14 protein-coding genes are annotated in these 16,373 nt (G+C 69.9%); 8 read left to right on the forward strand and 6 right to left on the reverse strand.

Going from position 1 to position 16,373, the window contains the following annotated elements; all coding sequences use genetic code 11:
* The 6 genes from HZI36_RS19340 to HZI36_RS19365 all read left to right on the forward strand — a co-directional run.
* On the forward strand, nucleotides 1-2,745 hold a 2,745-nt coding region (locus HZI36_RS19340), incomplete at its 5' end, for a beta strand repeat-containing protein (RefSeq protein WP_425485264.1).
* Between the two features lie 349 nt (nucleotides 2,746-3,094).
* Nucleotides 3,095-3,631 (forward strand): sigma-70 family RNA polymerase sigma factor, encoded by a 537-nt coding sequence (locus HZI36_RS19345; RefSeq protein ID WP_179404272.1) that lies wholly within the window; start codon nucleotides 3,095-3,097, stop codon nucleotides 3,629-3,631.
* A complete protein-coding gene (locus HZI36_RS19350; protein ID WP_179404273.1) occupies nucleotides 3,628-4,410 on the forward strand; it encodes an anti-sigma factor family protein in 783 nt (260 codons plus the stop codon). Before HZI36_RS19345 ends, HZI36_RS19350 begins: the two co-directional genes overlap by 4 nt.
* A gap of 56 nt (nucleotides 4,411-4,466) precedes the next feature.
* Complete coding sequence (locus HZI36_RS19355) at nucleotides 4,467-4,913, forward strand: cupredoxin domain-containing protein (protein ID WP_179404274.1); 447 nt, start codon at nucleotides 4,467-4,469, stop codon at nucleotides 4,911-4,913.
* 53 nt (nucleotides 4,914-4,966) lie between these two features.
* Nucleotides 4,967-5,566, forward strand: a complete 600-nt coding sequence (locus tag HZI36_RS19360; RefSeq protein WP_425485271.1) for a LolA family protein — start codon at nucleotides 4,967-4,969, stop codon at nucleotides 5,564-5,566.
* A gap of 14 nt (nucleotides 5,567-5,580) precedes the next feature.
* Nucleotides 5,581-6,096: an SRPBCC family protein gene (locus tag HZI36_RS19365; RefSeq protein ID WP_179404275.1), complete on the forward strand. Its 516-nt coding sequence runs from the start codon at nucleotides 5,581-5,583 to the stop codon at nucleotides 6,094-6,096.
* A gap of 65 nt (nucleotides 6,097-6,161) precedes the next feature.
* On the opposite strand, the gene HZI36_RS19370 is transcribed toward HZI36_RS19365, so the two are convergent.
* The 6 genes from HZI36_RS19370 to HZI36_RS19395 all read right to left on the reverse strand — a co-directional run bounded on the left by HZI36_RS19370 (nucleotide 6,162) and on the right by HZI36_RS19395 (nucleotide 13,991).
* Nucleotides 6,162-7,202, reverse strand: coding sequence for an ABC transporter ATP-binding protein (locus HZI36_RS19370; protein WP_179404276.1), 1,041 nt, complete (start codon nucleotides 7,200-7,202; stop codon nucleotides 6,162-6,164).
* 37 nt (nucleotides 7,203-7,239) lie between these two features.
* Nucleotides 7,240-8,868: an ABC transporter permease subunit gene (locus HZI36_RS19375; protein ID WP_179404277.1), complete on the reverse strand. Its 1,629-nt coding sequence runs from the start codon at nucleotides 8,866-8,868 to the stop codon at nucleotides 7,240-7,242.
* Nucleotides 8,849-9,877 carry an iron ABC transporter substrate-binding protein gene (locus HZI36_RS19380; RefSeq protein ID WP_179404278.1) on the reverse strand — a complete coding sequence of 343 codons (1,029 nt, stop codon included), beginning with the start codon at nucleotides 9,875-9,877 and terminating at the stop codon, nucleotides 8,849-8,851. Before HZI36_RS19380 ends, HZI36_RS19375 begins: the two co-directional genes overlap by 20 nt.
* A gap of 37 nt (nucleotides 9,878-9,914) precedes the next feature.
* The gene (gene efeB / locus HZI36_RS19385) at nucleotides 9,915-11,276 is read right to left on the reverse strand and encodes an iron uptake transporter deferrochelatase/peroxidase subunit (protein WP_179404279.1); all 1,362 of its coding nucleotides are present in this window, start codon (nucleotides 11,274-11,276) and stop codon (nucleotides 9,915-9,917) included.
* Nucleotides 11,277-11,286: 10 nt separating this feature from the next.
* The gene (locus HZI36_RS19390; protein ID WP_179404280.1) at nucleotides 11,287-12,435 is read right to left on the reverse strand and encodes a hypothetical protein; all 1,149 of its coding nucleotides are present in this window, start codon (nucleotides 12,433-12,435) and stop codon (nucleotides 11,287-11,289) included.
* 140 nt (nucleotides 12,436-12,575) lie between these two features.
* Nucleotides 12,576-13,991 carry a carbohydrate porin gene (locus tag HZI36_RS19395; RefSeq protein ID WP_179404281.1) on the reverse strand — a complete coding sequence of 472 codons (1,416 nt, stop codon included), beginning with the start codon at nucleotides 13,989-13,991 and terminating at the stop codon, nucleotides 12,576-12,578.
* 400 nt (nucleotides 13,992-14,391) lie between these two features.
* On the opposite strand from HZI36_RS19395, the gene HZI36_RS19400 reads away from it, so the two are divergent.
* Together HZI36_RS19400 and HZI36_RS19405 are read left to right on the forward strand one after the other, a co-directional pair.
* Nucleotides 14,392-15,159 carry a hypothetical protein gene (locus HZI36_RS19400; RefSeq protein ID WP_179404282.1) on the forward strand — a complete coding sequence of 256 codons (768 nt, stop codon included), beginning with the start codon at nucleotides 14,392-14,394 and terminating at the stop codon, nucleotides 15,157-15,159.
* Between the two features lie 21 nt (nucleotides 15,160-15,180).
* Nucleotides 15,181-16,332 carry a transporter substrate-binding and LysM peptidoglycan-binding domain-containing protein gene (locus HZI36_RS19405; protein ID WP_179404283.1) on the forward strand — a complete coding sequence of 384 codons (1,152 nt, stop codon included), beginning with the start codon at nucleotides 15,181-15,183 and terminating at the stop codon, nucleotides 16,330-16,332.
* Nucleotides 16,333-16,373 lie beyond the last annotated feature (41 nt).

Raw genomic sequence — 16,373 nt, forward strand, 5'->3', positions numbered from 1 at the left:
AACACGGCTCAAGGTGCAGTGAACGGTGTCGTCGGCACGGTGGGTGGCAACAACCCGACGGGCACGCTGAACGGTGTCCTGAACACGGTGACGGGTTCCCTCGGTGGCAATGGCCCGACGGGCGCGCTGAACGGTGTCGTGGGCACGGTGACGGGCGCATTGGGCGGCAACAGCCCGACGGGCGCACTGAACGGTGTCGTGAACACGGCTCAAGGTGCAGTGAACGGTGTCGTCGGCACGGTGGGCGGTAACAACCCGACCGGCGCGCTGAACGGTGTCGTGGGCACGGTGACGGGCGCACTGGGCGGCAACAGCCCGACGGGCGCACTGAACGGTGTCCTGAACACGGTGACGGGTTCCCTCGGCGGCAATGGCCCGACGGGCGCGCTGAATGGTGTCCTGAACACGGTGACGGGTTCCCTTGGCAGCAATGGTCCGACGGGCGCGCTGAACGGTGTCGTGAACACGGTGACCGGCTCTCTCGGCGGCAACGGCCCGACGGGTACGCTGAACGGTGTCGTCAACACGGCTCAAGGTGCAGTGAACGGTGTCGTCGGCACGGTGGGCGGCAGCAACCCGACGGGTGCGCTGAATGGTGTCGTGGGCACGGTGACGGGCGCACTGGGCGGTAACAGCCCGACGGGCGCGCTGAACGGTGTCCTGAACACGGTGACCGGTTCCCTCGGCGGCAATGGCCCGACGGGCGCACTGAACGGCGTCGTGGGCACGGTGACGGGCGCACTGGGCGGCAACGGTCCGACGGGCGCGCTGAACGGTGTCGTCAACACGGCTCAAGGTGCAGTGAACGGTGTCGTCGGCACGGTAGGCGGGAACAACCCGACGGGCGCGCTGAACGGTGTCGTGAACACGGTGACCGGCACGCTGGGTGGTAGCAACCCGACGGGTACGCTGAATGGTGTCCTGAACACGGTGACCGGTTCCCTCGGCAGCAATGGTCCGACGGGCGCGTTGAATGGCGTCGTGGGCACGGTGACGGGCGCACTGGGCGGCAATAGCCCGACGGGCGCACTGAACGGTGTCGTGAACACGGTGACCGGCTCCCTCGGCGGCAACGGCCCGACGGGTGCGCTGAACGGTGTCGTGAACACGGCTCAAGGTGCAGTGAACGGTGTCGTCGGCACGGTGGGCGGTAACAACCCGACCGGCGCGCTGAACGGTGTCGTGAACACGGTGACCGGCACGCTGGGCGGCAACAGCCCGACGGGCGCACTGAACGGTGTCCTGAACACGGTGACGGGTTCCCTCGGCGGCAACAGCCCGACGGGCGCGCTGAATGGCGTCGTGGGCACGGTGACCGGCACGCTGGGTGGTAGCAACCCGACGGGCGCGCTGAACGGTGTCGTCAACACGGCTCAAGGTGCAGTGAACGGTGTCGTCGGCACGGTGGGTGGCAACAACCCGACCGGTGCGCTGAACGGTGTCCTGAACACGGTGACCAGTTCCCTCGGTGGCAATGGCCCGACGGGCGCGCTGAATGGTGTCGTGGGCACGGTGACGGGCACGCTGGGCGGCAACGACCCGACGGGCGCACTGAACGGTGTCGTGAACACGGTGACGGGCTCTCTCGGCGGCAGCAACCCGACCGGCGCGCTGAACGGCGTCGTGGGCACGGTGACGGGTGCACTGGGCGGCAACAGCCCGACCGGCGCGCTGAACGGTGTCGTGAACACGGTGACCGGTTCCCTCGGCGGCAGCAATCCGGCGGGCGCACTGGGCGGCGCAGTGAGCACGATCACGGGCACGCTCGGCGGTGTCGGTGGCATCGGCGGTGTCGGCGGTATCGGCGGCTCGAACCCGCTGGCACCGGTGCAAGGCGCGGTGACGCAGGTCGTGGACACGCTGGCCGGCACCGGCACGCAGATCACGCCGATCACGAGCATCGTCCAGGGTCTGCAGAACGCCGGCGGCAACGCGGTCGGCGTGCTGCAGGGTTCGCTGGGCTCGGTGACGGGCGCACTCGGCGGCATCGGCGGCTCGAACGCGCTCGCTCCGGTCCAGGGCGTCGTGAATCAGGTCGTGAACACGGTGACCAGCAGCAACCCGACGGGTGCACTGGGCAGCGCAGTCGGCTCGGTGACGGGCGCACTGAGCGGCATCGGCGGCGCAAATCCGCTGGCGCCGGTCCAGGGCGTCGTGAACTCGATCACCGGCGCGCTGGGCGGCGCCGGCAGCTCGAGCCCGCTGGCGCCGGTCCAGGGCGTCGTGAACTCGATTACCGGTTCGCTCGGCGGTGTCGGCGGCGTGAATCCGGTGGGTCCGGTTCAGGGCGTGGTGGGCACGGTCACCGGTGCGCTGGGCGGCATCGGCGGCGCGCTGACGCAGACGGTCGGCGCGCTGACGGGTGGGCTGACGGGTGGGCTGACCGGCGGCGCCGGGACGCTCGGCCAGGTCGGCGGCACGCTCACGGGCGCGGCAGGCTCGGTGGCGGGCGCGGGCGGCGGTCTGCTCGGTGCCGGCGCCGGTGCGGCGAACGGCGTAACGAGCGGCGTAACGAGCGGTGTAGCGGGCGGTACGATCGGCACGATCGGCGCGGCCAACTCGGTCGTCACGAACGGCGCCGGTGCGACGAGCACGGTCGTGAACTCGGTCGGCAACGCGGCTGGGGCAGCGGTCGGCTCGGTCCCGGCTCTGACGGTGACGACGAGTCACCAGAGCGGTGCGGGCACGAACCCGCTGTCGCCGGTGTCGGGCCTGCTCTCGACGTTGACGAACGTGCTGAAGTAAAACGCGCGACACGCTCCGACCGGCGGGCAGCAGCCCGCCGGTCCAGCGATCTGGCGGCACGACACTCCGGTGTCGTGCCGTTTTTTCTGTGATTCGCCGCGGACGATCGAACGTCCGCGCGCACCGTCGGCGCTCGCGTGCGCCGGAACCGAGTCCCGACATCCCCGAGCCGAATCCGGCCGGTTTCAAAGACAGTGGAATAACCGTCCCCGTCCGTCCGTTTATCTACCGAGTTCCGTCGCGCCCGCGCGGCGGGATAATGGCCGACGGAGGCGTCGATCGTCCCGTCGCGCCATGTTGCAAAGGGGGACGGAGAGATGAAACCGATGCCGCACGTCGCCGCGCCGGCATGAGCTACGAATCCGACCTGCTGGTCTGGCTGCCGCACCTGACGCGGTATGCCCGCGCGCTGACCGGGGATCCGGCCTGGGCGGACGATCTCGTGCAGGACACGGTCGAGCGCGCGCTGAACAAGCCTCCGCCGCGCGCGGACGGCAATCTGCGCGCGTGGCTGCTGACGCTGCTGCGCCATCGCTTCATCGACCAGTTGCGCGCGCGGCACGAGTTCGCGGTCGACGACGCGGTCGCGCCGTGGCAGACGATGCCCGCGCCGGCCGGCGAGATCAGCGGGCTGCTGCTGCGCGACGTCGAGCGCGCGCTGTACCGGCTGCCGGTCGAGCAGCGCGAGGTGCTGCTGCTCGTCGCGCTCGAGGGGCTGACTTACCAGGAGGCCGCACAGGTGCTCGCGGTGCCGCCCGGCACCGTGATGTCGCGGCTCGCACGGGCGCGCGAGCACATGCGCGCGCAACTATCCGACGAGCGGAACGAGCGGGGGGCCACGCGCGGCGCCGCGTTAAGGGTGATCGGGGTGATCGGAAAACCATGAGCGACGATCCGCACAAGCCTTCGAACGAGCCGGACGCCGATGCGGCCGCGCAACTGCTGTCCGCGCTGCTCGACGACGAGCTGTCGGCGCCGGCGCGGCGCGAGCTGCTCGCGCGCGTGCAGACCCATCCGGACGACGCCGCGCGTCTCGCGCACTACCGCGCGCAGCGCGCGGCGCTGCACGCGCTGTTCCCGCTGCCCGACGCGGCGCCGGCGCTGTTCGTGCAGCGGCGCGCGTCGTGGCGGCGCAGCGCCGCGTTCGGCGTCGGCGGGCTCGCGGCGGGGCTGCTGCTCGGCATCGCGCTGTACGCCGGGCTCGGCGCGTTCACGCGGCAGCCGGACTTCGCGGCGCGCGCGGACGTCGCATACTCGGTCTACGCGCCCGAGCGCCGGCATCCGGTCGAACTCGACGCGGCCGAGCCCGCGCGGCTGACCGCGTGGCTGTCGGAGCGGATCGGGCGGCCGGTGCGCGCGCCGTCGCTCGACGAATACGGCTACGCGCTGATCGGCGGCCGGCTGCTGCCCGGCCGATCGGGCCCGGCCGCGCAGCTGATGTACCAGCGCGCGGGCGGCGAACGCGTGACGCTGTACGTGAGCGCGTTCGCAGGCGGCACCGCGGCGCCGCGCGTGCTGCGCGCGGCCGGCCGAAGCACGTTCTACTGGGCCGTCCACGGAACCGGCTACGCGCTGTCCGGCAGCGACGCCGAGGCGCGTCTCGCCGAGATCGCGACGGACGTGTGCGGCGAGCTCGGCGGCCCGGTCGGCGCCTGGAGCGGATGACGCGCATTCGCAATGCTGCACACACCGCGCGCATCGCGCGAAACGAGGAGGACGCGATGTCGACGATGTCGATGACGACCCGGATCCTGACCGCCGCCTGCGCGGCGGCGGCGTCGCTCGCGCTGGCCGCGAGCGTTCCGTTGCCGGCGCACGCCGACGAAGCCGTCTATCGCGCGGCGGTTGACGCCGACGGCGTGCAGCGCGTCGCGATCGTCGGCGGCAGCTACTTCTTCCGCCCGAAGCACGTGATCGTCAAAGCGAACGTGCCGGTCGAGCTGACCGTCACGCAGGAGCCGGGGATGATCCCGCACAGCTTCGAGATCAACGCGCCGCAGGCGGGCATCGCGGTGCACACCGAGCTGAGCACGACGCCGCGCACGCTACGCTTCACGCCGACCGAGCCCGGCCGGTTCGCCTACTATTGCACGCATCGGCTGCTGTTCTTCAAGAGCCATCGCGAGCGCGGGATGGAAGGCGTGCTGGAGGTCGAGGCGTCGCCATGAGCGCCGTGCCCACCGTGCTCACTGTGCTCACTGTGCATGTGGCCGCCACGTTGATGGGAGCGGGGATGACCGATCCAGTGAGCGCCGCGCAGGCGAGCTTCGAGCGCGCGACGTCGTATCGCGCGACGATCCGCTCGACGCCGTCGCACGGCGAGCCGACCGAGTTTCGCTATGCGTACCGGAAGCCCGGCTACGTGCGGATGGATTTCGTGACGCCGCATCGCGGCGCGGTGCTCGTCTACGACCCGGCGAGCCGCAAGGTGCGGCTGCGACCGTTCGGCGCGCACCTGCCGCCGGCGCTGTCGCTGTCGCCGGCGAACCGGCTCGTGCGCGACGCGAGCGGCCATCGCGTCGACGAATCCGACGTCGGGCAGCTCCTGCGCAACGTCCACGCGCTGCAGCGGCGCGGCACGACCGACGACGCGGGCGAGGAGACCGTCGACGGCCGCGCGGCCGTGCACGTCACGGTGACGGGCGCGCCCGGCGAGCAGGTCGCGGGCGTGCATCGCTACGCGCTGTGGCTCGACGCGCGCGACGGTTTTCCACGCAAGGTCGTCAGCTACGCGGACGGCGGCGATACGCCGCTCGAAACGGTGACGCTCGACGACGTCGAGATCGACGTCGCGTTTCCGGACCATTTCTTCGAACCGTGACGCGGAGCAGCCCGATGGCCGAGTACCGGTTTTCGACGACGTGGCGGATCGACGCGCCGGTGCGCTCGGTCTGGGACGCGATCTATCAGGCCGACGCGTGGCCGGACTGGTGGAAGAGCGCGCAGCGCACGGTCGAGATCGAGCCCGGCGACGCGCACGGCGTCGGCGCGCTGCACCGCTATACGTGGAAGGGCGCGCTGCCGTACCGGCTGACGTTCGACATGCGCGTCGTGCGCGTCGAGCCGCTGCGCGCGCTCGAGGGCCGCGCGAGCGGCGCGGTCGAAGGCGACGGCCGGTGGCTCTTCGCCGGCGACGACGATCGCACGGTCGTCCGCTACGACTGGCACATCCGCACGCATGTGCGCTGGATGAACTGGCTCGAGCCGCTCGCGCGGCCGCTGTTCGAATGGAACCACGATGTCGTGATGCGCGACGGCGCGCGCGGGCTCGCGCGGCGGCTCGGCGCGCAGGTCGAGGCGGACGGGCGCAGGTTCGCGCCGGTCGAGGACGACGGCGTCGCGGGGGCGTGACGCGTGCTTTGGGGGCGATCGAAAGAGCGTGGCGGCCGAGCGGCCGCCACGACGCTGGCGCGCCGCTACCGCGCGTACGCCATCGCCGCGCCGTCGACGTGCAGCGTCACGCGCTCGCCGACCGCCGGGCAGCGATGACCGGGCACGCGCGCGCGCACGAGCGCGCCGGACGGGCCGATGAGGCGCGCGAACACGTCCGCGTCCTGGCCGGCGAATTGCGTCGCCTCGACGTGCGCCGGGTGTCCGCCCGCGCCGCCGGCCGGCGCGACCGCGATCTGCTCGGGGCGCAGCATCACGTCGGCGGGGCCGTCGGCGAGCGGCGCGGCGAGCGGCAGATCGCCGAGCGCGCACGCGATGCGGCCGCCGCGCACGACGCCGTCGAGCAGCACCGCCTGGCCGACGAACGTCGCGACCTCGCGCGTGACCGGCTGCCGGTACACCGCCTGGGGTGCTGCGATCTGCACGATCTGGCCTTCCCACAGCACCGCGACCTCGTTGCCGAGCGTCATCGCTTCCGGCTGGTCGTGCGTGACGAGCACCGCGGTCGCGCCCGCCGCGTCGAGCGCGGCGGCCACGGCCGTGCGCGTCTCGTGGCGCAGCGACGTGTCCAGCGACGAGAACGGCTCGTCGAGGATCACGAACGACGGCTCCGGCGCGAGCGCGCGCGCGAGCGCGACGCGCTGCTGCTGGCCGCCGGACAGCTGCTGCGGCGAGCGGCTCGCGTAAGCGGCCGGCAGCCCGACCATCTCGAGCAGCGTGCCGACCCGATGATGCTTGCGCCGCGCCGCGCGCGGCAGCCCGAACGCGATGTTGTCCGCGATCGACAGATGCGGGAACAGCGCGCCCTCCTGCGGCACGTAGCCGATCCGGCGCCGCTCGGGCGCGACGTGCGTGTCCGGCCCCGCGACGCATTGCCCGTCGATCTCGACGGTGCCCAGTTCCGCGCGCTCGAAGCCGCACACGATGCGCAGCAGCGTGGTCTTGCCGCTGCCGGACGGGCCGAGCAGCGCGAGCAGCGCGCCGCGCTTGACCGTCAGGTCGATGTCGCGCAGCACCGCGTGCGCGCCGAAGGATTTGGAGAGACCGCGGATCCGAAGTTCGCTCATGGACGTGCGAGGAAGAAGCCGCCGGACGAAGCGCGCGTCATGCGCGCACCGACGCCCGGCCGAGTAACAAGAACAGCAGCGCCGACGCGCCGAGCGACAGCGCGACGAGCAGCGCCGCATACGGCGCGGCCGCCGCGAATGCGAGCGTCGACGTGTCGCTCCACACCTGGGTTGCGAGCGTGTGCGTGCCGGTCGGCGACAACAGCAGCGTCGCGTTCAGCTCGGTGACGACCGAGATGAACACCATCGTCGCGGCCGCGCCGAGGCCGGGCGCGACGAGCGGCAGCACGACGCGCACGAGCGTGGCCCGCCAGCCGAGCCCGAGCGAGCGCGCGGTCTCCTCGAGCCGCACCTGCACGTGCGCGAACGCCGCGCGCACGCTGACGACCGCGAGCGGCAGGAACAGAATCGCGTACACGCCGATGAGCATTGGCGAGCTCTGGTACAGCGGCTCGACGAAGCGCACGGTCAGCGACACGACCGCGAGTGCGATCACGATGCTCGGCACGCCCTGCGCGGTCATCACGATCCGTTCGAACGCGGTCGCGATGCGGCCCGGGAAGCGCGTGAGCAGGAACGCGAGCGGCAGCGCGAGCAGTGTCGTCAGCGCGGCGGCGGACAGGCCGTAGCTGGCCGACGCGAGCGACGCCTGCCACAGCAGCTCGGGCGACACGTCGGCCGGCGTGACCGCGGCCGCGCCCTGCTGCGTGAGCCAGTAGCCGATCATGCCGAGCGGCACGCCGAGCGTCGCGACCGCGAGCGCCGCGAAGCCGGCGGCCGCGGCCCAGCGCCACGGGCCGAGCTCGTAGCGCATCGCCGCGCGGCGCGCGCTGCGATGGGTGGCGCCGTAGCGCGCATGCCCGCGCACGCGCGCCTCGAACACGACGCAGACGAGGCACAGCGCGATCAGCACGCAGCCGAGCAGCGACGCGCCGCCGCCGTCGAACGACGTCCGGTATTCCGCGTAGATCTCGGTCGTGAACGTGCGAAAGCGCAGCAACTGGAACGCGCCGAACTCGGACAGCACGCCGAGCGCGACGAGCAGCATCCCGCCGAAGAGGGCGGGGCGCAGCTGCGGCAGCACGACGCGCAGAAAAATCCCGCGCGGCGAGCAGCCGAGCGTGCGCGCGCTTTCCTCGAGCGCGGGGTCGAGCTCGCGCAGCGCGGCCGCGACCGGCAGATAGACGAGCGGGAAGTACGCGGACACGAGCACGAGCAGCGCGCCCGCGAAGTCCTGCAGATCGAGGCTGATCGACACCCACGCATAACTGGTGATGAACGGCGGCACCGCGAGCGGCGCGGCCGCGAGCGCGGCCCATAGTGGGCGGCCGGGCAGCGTCGTGCGCTCGACGAACCACGCGGCGGCGGTGCCGAGCACCGCGCAGACGAGCATCGCGGCGACGGTGATCTCGAGCGTGTTCGCGAGCAGCTCGCCGACGAGCGGGCGGAACAGCAGGTCGGCCGCGTCGCTCGCGCCGACGCCGAACGCGCGATAGATCGTGAACGCAATCGGCAGCAGCACCGCGAGCGGGCCGACGAATGCCGCCGCGACCAGCGCGCGCGGCCCGCCGCGCCGGCGGGAAACCGGCGGGGCGGGCCGATCGGTTACGCTGGGCGGCGTGTGGTCGTCGCGCGCGCTCGCCGCGTCAGAGCAGGCCGGCTTCACGGAGCAGCTTGCCGGCCTGGCTGTCGTCGCCGAGCTTCGCGAACGGGATCGCGGGCGGGCTCAGCTGATCGAACGGTTTCAGGATCGGGTCCGGCGCGACGCCGGGGTGCAGCGGATACTCGAAGCTCACGTGGCCCTTCGCCATCAGCGTCTGCGCGCGCTCGCCGACCAGGTACGCGACGAGCTTCTGCGCGTCCGCGTTGTGCTTTGACGCCTTCATCACCGCCGCGCCCGACACGTTGATCAGGCCGCCGACGTCGCCGTTCGCGAAGTGGAACAGCGCGCTGCGCGTCGACTTGTCGCCGAGCTCCGCGTGCAGGCGCGCCCAGTAGTAGTTGTTGATGATGCCGGTCGTGACCGCGCCGCGGTTCACGGCGGCCGTCACGCCCTCGTCGTCGTCGAAGATCTGCGCGTTCGCCTTCAGGCCCTTCAGCCACGCGAGCGTCGCGGCCTCGCCCTTCGTCGCGAGCACCGCGCTCACGAGCGGCAGGAAGTCGGCGTCGCTCGGCGCGATCCCGACCTTGCCCTTCCATTCCGGCTTCGCGAGGTCGAGCAGCGACGGCGGCAACTGCTTCGGCTGGATCTTGCCGGTGTTGTAGACGAGTGCGTTCTCGCGTGCGAGCACGCCGGCCCAGTTGCCGTCGGCCGCGCTGAAGCGCGCCGGCACCGCGGCGAGCGTCGACGCGTCGACCTTCGCGAGCAGGCCGCGCTCGTCGAGCAGCACGAGCTCCGGCGAGTTCTCGGTGAAATAGACGTCGGCCGGCGTGCGGTCGCCCTCGGCGACGAGCTGGGCGGCGAGCGCCGGGCCTTCGCCCGAGCGCACCTTCACGGTGATGCCCGTCTGCGCCTCGAAATCCTTCACGAGCTGGGTGACGACCTGCTCGTGCTGCGCGCTGTACAGCGTGATCGTCGCGGCGTGGGCGATCGTGCCGGCGAGCATCAGCGCGGCAGCGGCGGCGGTGGCGAGAACGGAGCGCCGTGCACGGCGGACGGAGAAAACGGTGGTCATTTCGATAAATCCTTGAGCGAAAACGAAGAATTCCTATTTATGCGTCGAACAAAGCGGCACCGATGAACGAGCCCGGCTGCGCGCCGGGCGGGCACGCGAAAATCGCGCTGCCGACGTGCGTCGTGAACTGGTTCATGATGTCGAGCTTCGCGAGCTTTTCGTTGATCGGGATGAAGCCCTTGCGCGGGTCGCGCTGGTGCGCGACGAACATCAGCCCCGAATCGTACTCGGTTTGCTGGCGCCACGGCGGCCAGCGCTCGATATAAAAGCTCGTGCTGTCGTTGTACGAATACGCGCGGCGCAGGATCTGCGCGCCGCCGTTCAGCTGCGGCGACGCGAGGCGCGCGTGCGCATTGTCCGGGATCACCGGGTTGCCGTCGCTGTCGGCCGCGTCGAGGTCGAGCGGATCGGTCTCGTGCTTGCCGCCGAGCGGTGCGCCGCTGTACTTGTGGCGGCCGACCACCTGCTCCTGGAAGCCGAGCTCGGTGTTGTCCCAGTGCTCGAGCGTGATCCGGATCCGCCGCACGACCGTGTACGTGCCGCCGTTCATCCAGGCCGGGCCTTCGTCGCCCGCCCACACGAACTGGCTCATCGCGGCCGGATCGGACATCGGCGGGTTCATCGTGCCGTCCTTGAAGCCCATCAGGTTGCGCGGCGTCTCGCTGGGCCGGCCGGACAGGAAGCCCGCCTGGCCCCAGCGCATCCGCGTCGCGTTCGCGCCGAGCCGCGCGAGCTGGCGCACCGCGTGGAACGCGACCTGCGCATCGTTCGCGCATGCCTGGATGAACAGGTCGCCGCCCGTCTTCTCCGGCAGAAGCTGGTCGCCGTTGAAGCGCGGCAGGTCGACGAGCGCGGCCGGGCGCTTCTTCTCGAGCCCGTAGCGGTCCTTGCCCGCGACCGCGAACAGGCCCGGCCCGAAGCCGAACGTGATCGTGAGCCGCGCGGGGCCGAGACCGAGCGCGTCGCCGGAGTCGACGGGGGCTTTGTCCCCGTCGTGGCCGTCGCTGCCGTCATTCCCGGCCGGCCCGGCGATCGGCTCGGCCGTCTGGCCGCGCGCGAGACGCGCGGCCGCGTCGGTCCACGTCTTCAGCAGCGCGATCACGTCCGCGCGCTGGGTCGTGGTCAGGTCGAGCGCCGCGAAATACGCGTGGCTCTGCTGCGGCGTCGTAATGCCGCTCTGGTGCTTGCCGTAGAACGGCTCCGCGCCGTCATGCGCCTCGTGCGCCGGTGCGTTCCCGGGCGCATTCCCGGGCGCGTCGATGGGCGCGTCGGTCGCCGCCGCCGCCGCGCGGGCCGGCTGCATCGCCGTCGCCGCGAGGCCCCCGGCGATCGCCGCGCCGCCCGCCTTCAGGAAGCCGCGTCGCGCGGGGCGCGGCGGCTCGTTCAAATCGTCTGCCATATCGAATCCGTCACTTTGCGAGCATCAGCGTGTTCACGTCGTCCTCGACGTAGTAGAAGCCGTCGCCTTCCGGCGTCATCGCGATCCCGAACAGGTCGCCGTTGCCCGGTGGCGACTGCGCCTTGTCGGTGTCGATCCAGCGCGCGTACAGCTGCTTGCCGGCGACCGGGTCGATCTCGACGACCTGGCCGTTCTGCGCGTTCGTCGCGAGCAGGTGGCCGTTCGGCGCGGTCGCGAGCGCGAGCGGGCGGCGCAGGAAGCCGTCGGCGGTCACTTGCCGGCCGACGCCCGCGCTCGTGTCGCGCGTCATCGGGTCGTCGATCTCGACGATCCGGTTGCCGATCGCGTCGGATACATACAGCTTCTGCCGGTCGGCCGACAGCGCGAGCCCGGTCGGGCCGACGAGGAACGCGCCTTTGTCCGCCTGCGCGCCGAGGCCGCTCGCGACGACCGTCTCCTGCTTCACGACGGGCGGCTTGCCGTCCGGGATGTCGAGGTCGATGCGCAGCACGGTCGCCTGTTTGTAGACGGGCGGATTGCCGTCGGCGCCGCCGACGCCGAAGCCCGCCATGCTGACGAACAGCGTTGCGGATTGGCCGTTGTCGACGACGGCCATGTTGCCCCACGGGTCGTTGATGTTCGCGCTCGTGAACGTCGATGCGACGTGGCCGTGCGGATCGAGCACGATCAGGCAGCCGGCGCCTTTCGTGTTCGTCGTGCCGTCGTTGCTCGGCGTGCTGCCGACGATCACCCAGCCGGAGCGCAGCATCGTCATCGCGGTCGACAGGCCGACGCCGCCCGGGCACGTCTTCAGGTCGCGCGGGATCGACGCGAACACGCTCATCTGCTTCGTCGACGGCCGGTAGTCGACGATCGTGCCGCCGGTGCCCTGCAGGTTCGCCGCGTTGTTGAAGTTGTCGACGAGCACGTCGCCCTGCTGCACGGTGCCGGCCGCGACCGGCGCGACCGCGATCGCGTACGGGTTCTGGTCGCCGTTGTCGGGCACCGTGTTGATCAGCGTCGTGTGACGGTGCAGCGTTTCGAGAAAGCCCTGCGGCTGCGCGTGCGCGGCGGATGCCGCGGCGAGCGCGGCCACGGCTGCCGCGGCCGCGAGCGCTTGCGCGACGCGTCGGCGCGACGGGGAAGAGCGTGGAACCATCGATCGATCTCCTGACTGGCGCACTGGCCCGACCGGGCCGGCGCGCGAAAAAAAAGGCGCTCTCAAGAAAACGCCGGGCCGTCCCAAGTTTTCTTGACCCCCTCGGGGGGCCTGACGCGAAGCGGCAGGTCTGGGGGCGCTCAGAAAGTGACGTTCGCGCGCATCCCGACGACGAATGTGTTGCGCAGCGGCTGCGTGGGGTCGCTCGGGTTCTGCCCGGCGCCGGCGTTGAACGTGTACTGCGCGTCCGCCTGCAGCACGCACCACGGGTTCAGCTGATACTGGTACGTCGCCTCGAGCGTCGTCTCGTTCGTGCGCACGCCGTACGGGCCGAGCGCCGCGTAGTCCTGATCGAGATCGGTCGTGTGGCTGCCGATCCGGATGTACGTGAGCGCGAGGCCGGCGCTGTCGTTGTCGCGGCCGTCGAACGGCCCCTTCAGCACCACGCCCGCGTTTGCCGCGAAGCTGACGAAATTGCGGTCGCCGGGCGCGCCCATCACGCGCGCGAACACGCCGACGCTCTTCGCGCCGGTCGGGTCGGGGCGCCAGACCATCTGGTCGGCGACCGCGTAGAAGCTGTAGTTGCCGTGATGCTGCTGCGGCACGCCGGTCGACGCCGGGTTCGCGAGCGACAGGCCGGTGTCGTCGACGCGCGGGTCCGCGAAGCGGCCGTTGTGATACCAGAGCCCGAGCTTGTACGTGCCGGGCAGCGCGTTCGACGGGCCCGTGTCCATCTGGCCGTCGGCCGGCTGGTTCACCGCGTACTGCAGCTCGCCGATATACAGCGCGCCGTTGTGCAGGTTGAAGTTCGTGCCGGACAGGTTGTTCGGGTTGTTGCCGAGCGGATCGCCGTCGAACACGCCCGCGAGGGCGGTCAGGTTTGGCGTGATCTGGCCGCGCACGCGCACGCCGAGATCGGCGAGCGGATACGCGGGCCCGCCGTTCGGCAGGTCGTACGACGGCAGCGCGGGCCAGCCGAACATCGTGTTCACGAACGTCGCCGCGTACTGGCTGACGATGAATTCCTGGTCGAGGCTCTGCTGGCCGATTTTCACGTCGACGCGCTTGTCGAGGAACGACTGCTGATACCACAGCTCCCACAGGCGCGTCGTGTCCTGCGCCTCGATGCCGCTCGCGGTGTTCAGCGTGCCGAGGTTGGTCTGGCTCAGGTTGCGGCCGTGGATGTTCAGGCCGCTGACGTTGAACGTGCCGCCGGGCACGCCGAGCGCCTTGCTCGTGTCGACGGTGAGCGTTGCGGTCGTGAGGCCGTCGTAGGTGCCGCCCGTCTTCAGGCCGCCGCGCAGGTTCGCGAGATATTCGCTGGTTTCTGTGATGCTCAGCGTCGCGCCGTACTGGCCGAGCCACGGGCGCAGGCCGCCCATGTCGCCGAGCAGGTTCTGGCGGCTCCACACGCCCGTCCAGAACGTCGACGGCTGCGCGTGGATCGCGAGGTCGGCTTCGGGCGCCTCGGGCTGCGCGTCGACCGGCGTGTCGGCGAACGCGGCGGTGGTCGCGACGCTCGCGGCGCACGCGCACGCGATGAACGCTGATTTCATTGGATTCTCCCTGCCTTGCTATGCGATCTGAATACGACGGGCGGATCGTATTGGTCGCTAACAAGAAAGTCAATGTAAACGAGAATGATTCGCATTAAATTACGCGATGTAATGAATAGCCTTACGGTTTTCATCGGCTCGACGTCGAAAGCGAATTGAAAAAGTAATTTTCTGTGTAATGAAAATGTATGGATTCGAGGCGACGCGATTCACACGCTTTTTGGTAAGCTCACTGCCAAGAACAAATCCGGCGTTTTCGATGAATTCCGCCCAATTCCGAGGCGACGAGTATTCCGTTTTTCCGATCTCCATCCGTGCGGGGCCGCTGCCGGATGGGGTTAGATTGCGCGTGAAAGAGAAAAAAACCGTCGTACAAGTCGAGGTACAAGGAGAGAAAGGTATGTCGCTGCTTTCGAATGATGCAAATGGCAGTACGGATAATCGCAAGGCAAAGCTGATCAAGTGGGCGATCATCATCGCCGGCGTGGCGGTGGCCGCGCCCGCCGCGCTGCTCGTATTGAAAGGGCTCGTCGCGCTGATCACCGCGGCGGTCGTCGGGCTCGGCGCGATCTATCTCGCGCCCGTCGTCGCGATGAAGTTCGCGAACCAGAAGGTCAAGCTGATGGTGCAGGAGGCGCAGGCGAATCCGGTCGAGACGCTGATCAACCAGCTCGCCGACAAGCGCCAGGCCGCGCAGAAGTTCGCGGACAGCATCACTGCGTTCCGCACCGAGGTGAAGAACTTCGAGAACAAGACCGAGCTGTTCGAGAAGCAGTATCCGGACGACGCGCCGCGCTTTCGCGCGCAGCTCGACACGATGAAGCAGCTGCTCTCGTTCCGTGAAAGCCGCTACAAGCAGGTGCAGACCGAGCTGAAGAACTTCGCGGCCGCGATCGACCGCGCGAAGGCGATGTGGGACATGTCGCAGGCCGCGCAGCAGATGAACAAGATCGCGGGCAAGCAGACAGCCGATACGTTCGAGCAGATCAAGACCGACGCGGCCGTCGATTCGGTGATGCGCTCGGTCAACAAGGCGTTCTCCGAGATGGAGACGTCGCTGATGGACAACCCCGAAGTCAAGCAGGCGCAGCAGGCGGCGCTCGACGACGGCTCCGGCCGGACGCTCGACGCGTCGGGCGCGCCGCAGCTTTCGTCGAAAAAACAATAAACGTCGGACGGTAAAACGATCATGAAAAAATTACTCGGCGCGGTCGCGTTTCTCGTGGTTCTCGTGGCGGTCTGGTTCGTGCATCAGGGCGGCCTGTCGCGGCTGCAGAGCGCCGCGGGCGGCGGCGGCACCACGCAAGGCAGCGCGTCGACGCAGGCGGGCACCGGCGTCGACCTGGGCCACGGCGACGCGAAGACCGCCGACACGGCGACGGGCGCCAACTTCAAGCCCGAGCAGAGCACGCTGAAGTCGATCCTCAACAACGGCGTGGTGCGGATCTCGGTGCAGAATCCGAGCGAGCCGTTCTTCGGCGAAGACAAGGGCGGCAACGCGCACGGCTTCAACGTCGAGTTCGCGCATCTGCTGTTCGCGGATCCGTCGTTCGCGACGGGCGGCAAGCAGATCGTCGTCGATACGCGTCACGAGGTCGACACGTATCCGGGCGTGCCGAAGCAGCTGCTCGACACCGACGGCAGCGGCAACCATACGGTCGACATCGCGATGGACGGCCTCACGTTCCCGGACAACACGCCGTCGGGCGTCGTCTACTCGGTGCCGTACGTCGACGACTTCGGCTACTCGCTGATCGTGAAGCAGGGCTCCGCGATCCGCTCGGGCGACGATCTCGCCGGCCGCACGGTCGGCATCCTGAAGGGCGATCCGGACGTACGCGCGTTCGTCACGCGCCAGTATCCGAACGCGCACTTCGTCGAGGTCGACGATTCCGATCCGGACTTCATCGCGAAGAGCGTCGATAGTCACGCGGTCGACGCGTTCATCTACGACTATCCGTTCGCGGTCAGCTCGATCAAGGGCACGGACCTGAAGTTCGCGGTGACGAAGCTCGACGGCTCGAACATCGCGTACAAGATCGCCGTGCGCGCGCAGGATCAGGATCTGCTGATCTACCTGAACGCGGCGATCGCGAAGCTGAAGCAGTCGCCGGAGTATCTGGATCTGCTGCGCAAGTACTTCGTCAGCGACCAGGCCGTGACGACGAGTGCCGGCGCCGGCGAGCAGGCGTACGTCGTGAAGCAGGGCGACACGCTGAACCTGATCGCGTCGAGCAAGCTCGGCAACGGCGCGCGCTATCGCGAGATCCAGCGCCGCAACAACCTCGCGAACCCGAACCTGATCCTGGTCGGCCAGCACCTGGTGATTCCGGCGCACTGAGCGCAACACGCACGACGGCCGCGCGGGTCAGCGCGCGGCCG

This window comes from Burkholderia guangdongensis (assembly GCF_013403875.1).
GTDB lineage: Bacteria > Pseudomonadota > Gammaproteobacteria > Burkholderiales > Burkholderiaceae > Burkholderia > Burkholderia guangdongensis.

Bases quoted from the DNA above. Each gene is read 5' to 3' on its own strand.
- HZI36_RS19345 (WP_179404272.1), top strand. From the start codon at position 3,095: ATGAGCTACGAATCCGACCTGCTGGTCTGGCTGCCGCACCTGACGCGG.
- HZI36_RS19350 (WP_179404273.1), top strand. From the start codon at position 3,628: ATGAGCGACGATCCGCACAAGCCTTCGAACGAGCCGGACGCCGATGCG.
- HZI36_RS19355 (WP_179404274.1), top strand. From the start codon at position 4,467: ATGTCGACGATGTCGATGACGACCCGGATCCTGACCGCCGCCTGCGCG.
- HZI36_RS19360 (WP_425485271.1), top strand. From the start codon at position 4,967: ATGGGAGCGGGGATGACCGATCCAGTGAGCGCCGCGCAGGCGAGCTTC.
- HZI36_RS19365 (WP_179404275.1), top strand. From the start codon at position 5,581: ATGGCCGAGTACCGGTTTTCGACGACGTGGCGGATCGACGCGCCGGTG.
- HZI36_RS19370 (WP_179404276.1), bottom strand. From the start codon at position 7,202: ATGAGCGAACTTCGGATCCGCGGTCTCTCCAAATCCTTCGGCGCGCAC.
- HZI36_RS19380 (WP_179404278.1), bottom strand. From the start codon at position 9,877: ATGACCACCGTTTTCTCCGTCCGCCGTGCACGGCGCTCCGTTCTCGCC.
- efeB (WP_179404279.1), bottom strand. From the start codon at position 11,276: ATGGCAGACGATTTGAACGAGCCGCCGCGCCCCGCGCGACGCGGCTTC.
- HZI36_RS19390 (WP_179404280.1), bottom strand. From the start codon at position 12,435: ATGGTTCCACGCTCTTCCCCGTCGCGCCGACGCGTCGCGCAAGCGCTC.
- HZI36_RS19395 (WP_179404281.1), bottom strand. From the start codon at position 13,991: ATGAAATCAGCGTTCATCGCGTGCGCGTGCGCCGCGAGCGTCGCGACC.
- HZI36_RS19400 (WP_179404282.1), top strand. From the start codon at position 14,392: ATGTCGCTGCTTTCGAATGATGCAAATGGCAGTACGGATAATCGCAAG.
- HZI36_RS19405 (WP_179404283.1), top strand. From the start codon at position 15,181: ATGAAAAAATTACTCGGCGCGGTCGCGTTTCTCGTGGTTCTCGTGGCG.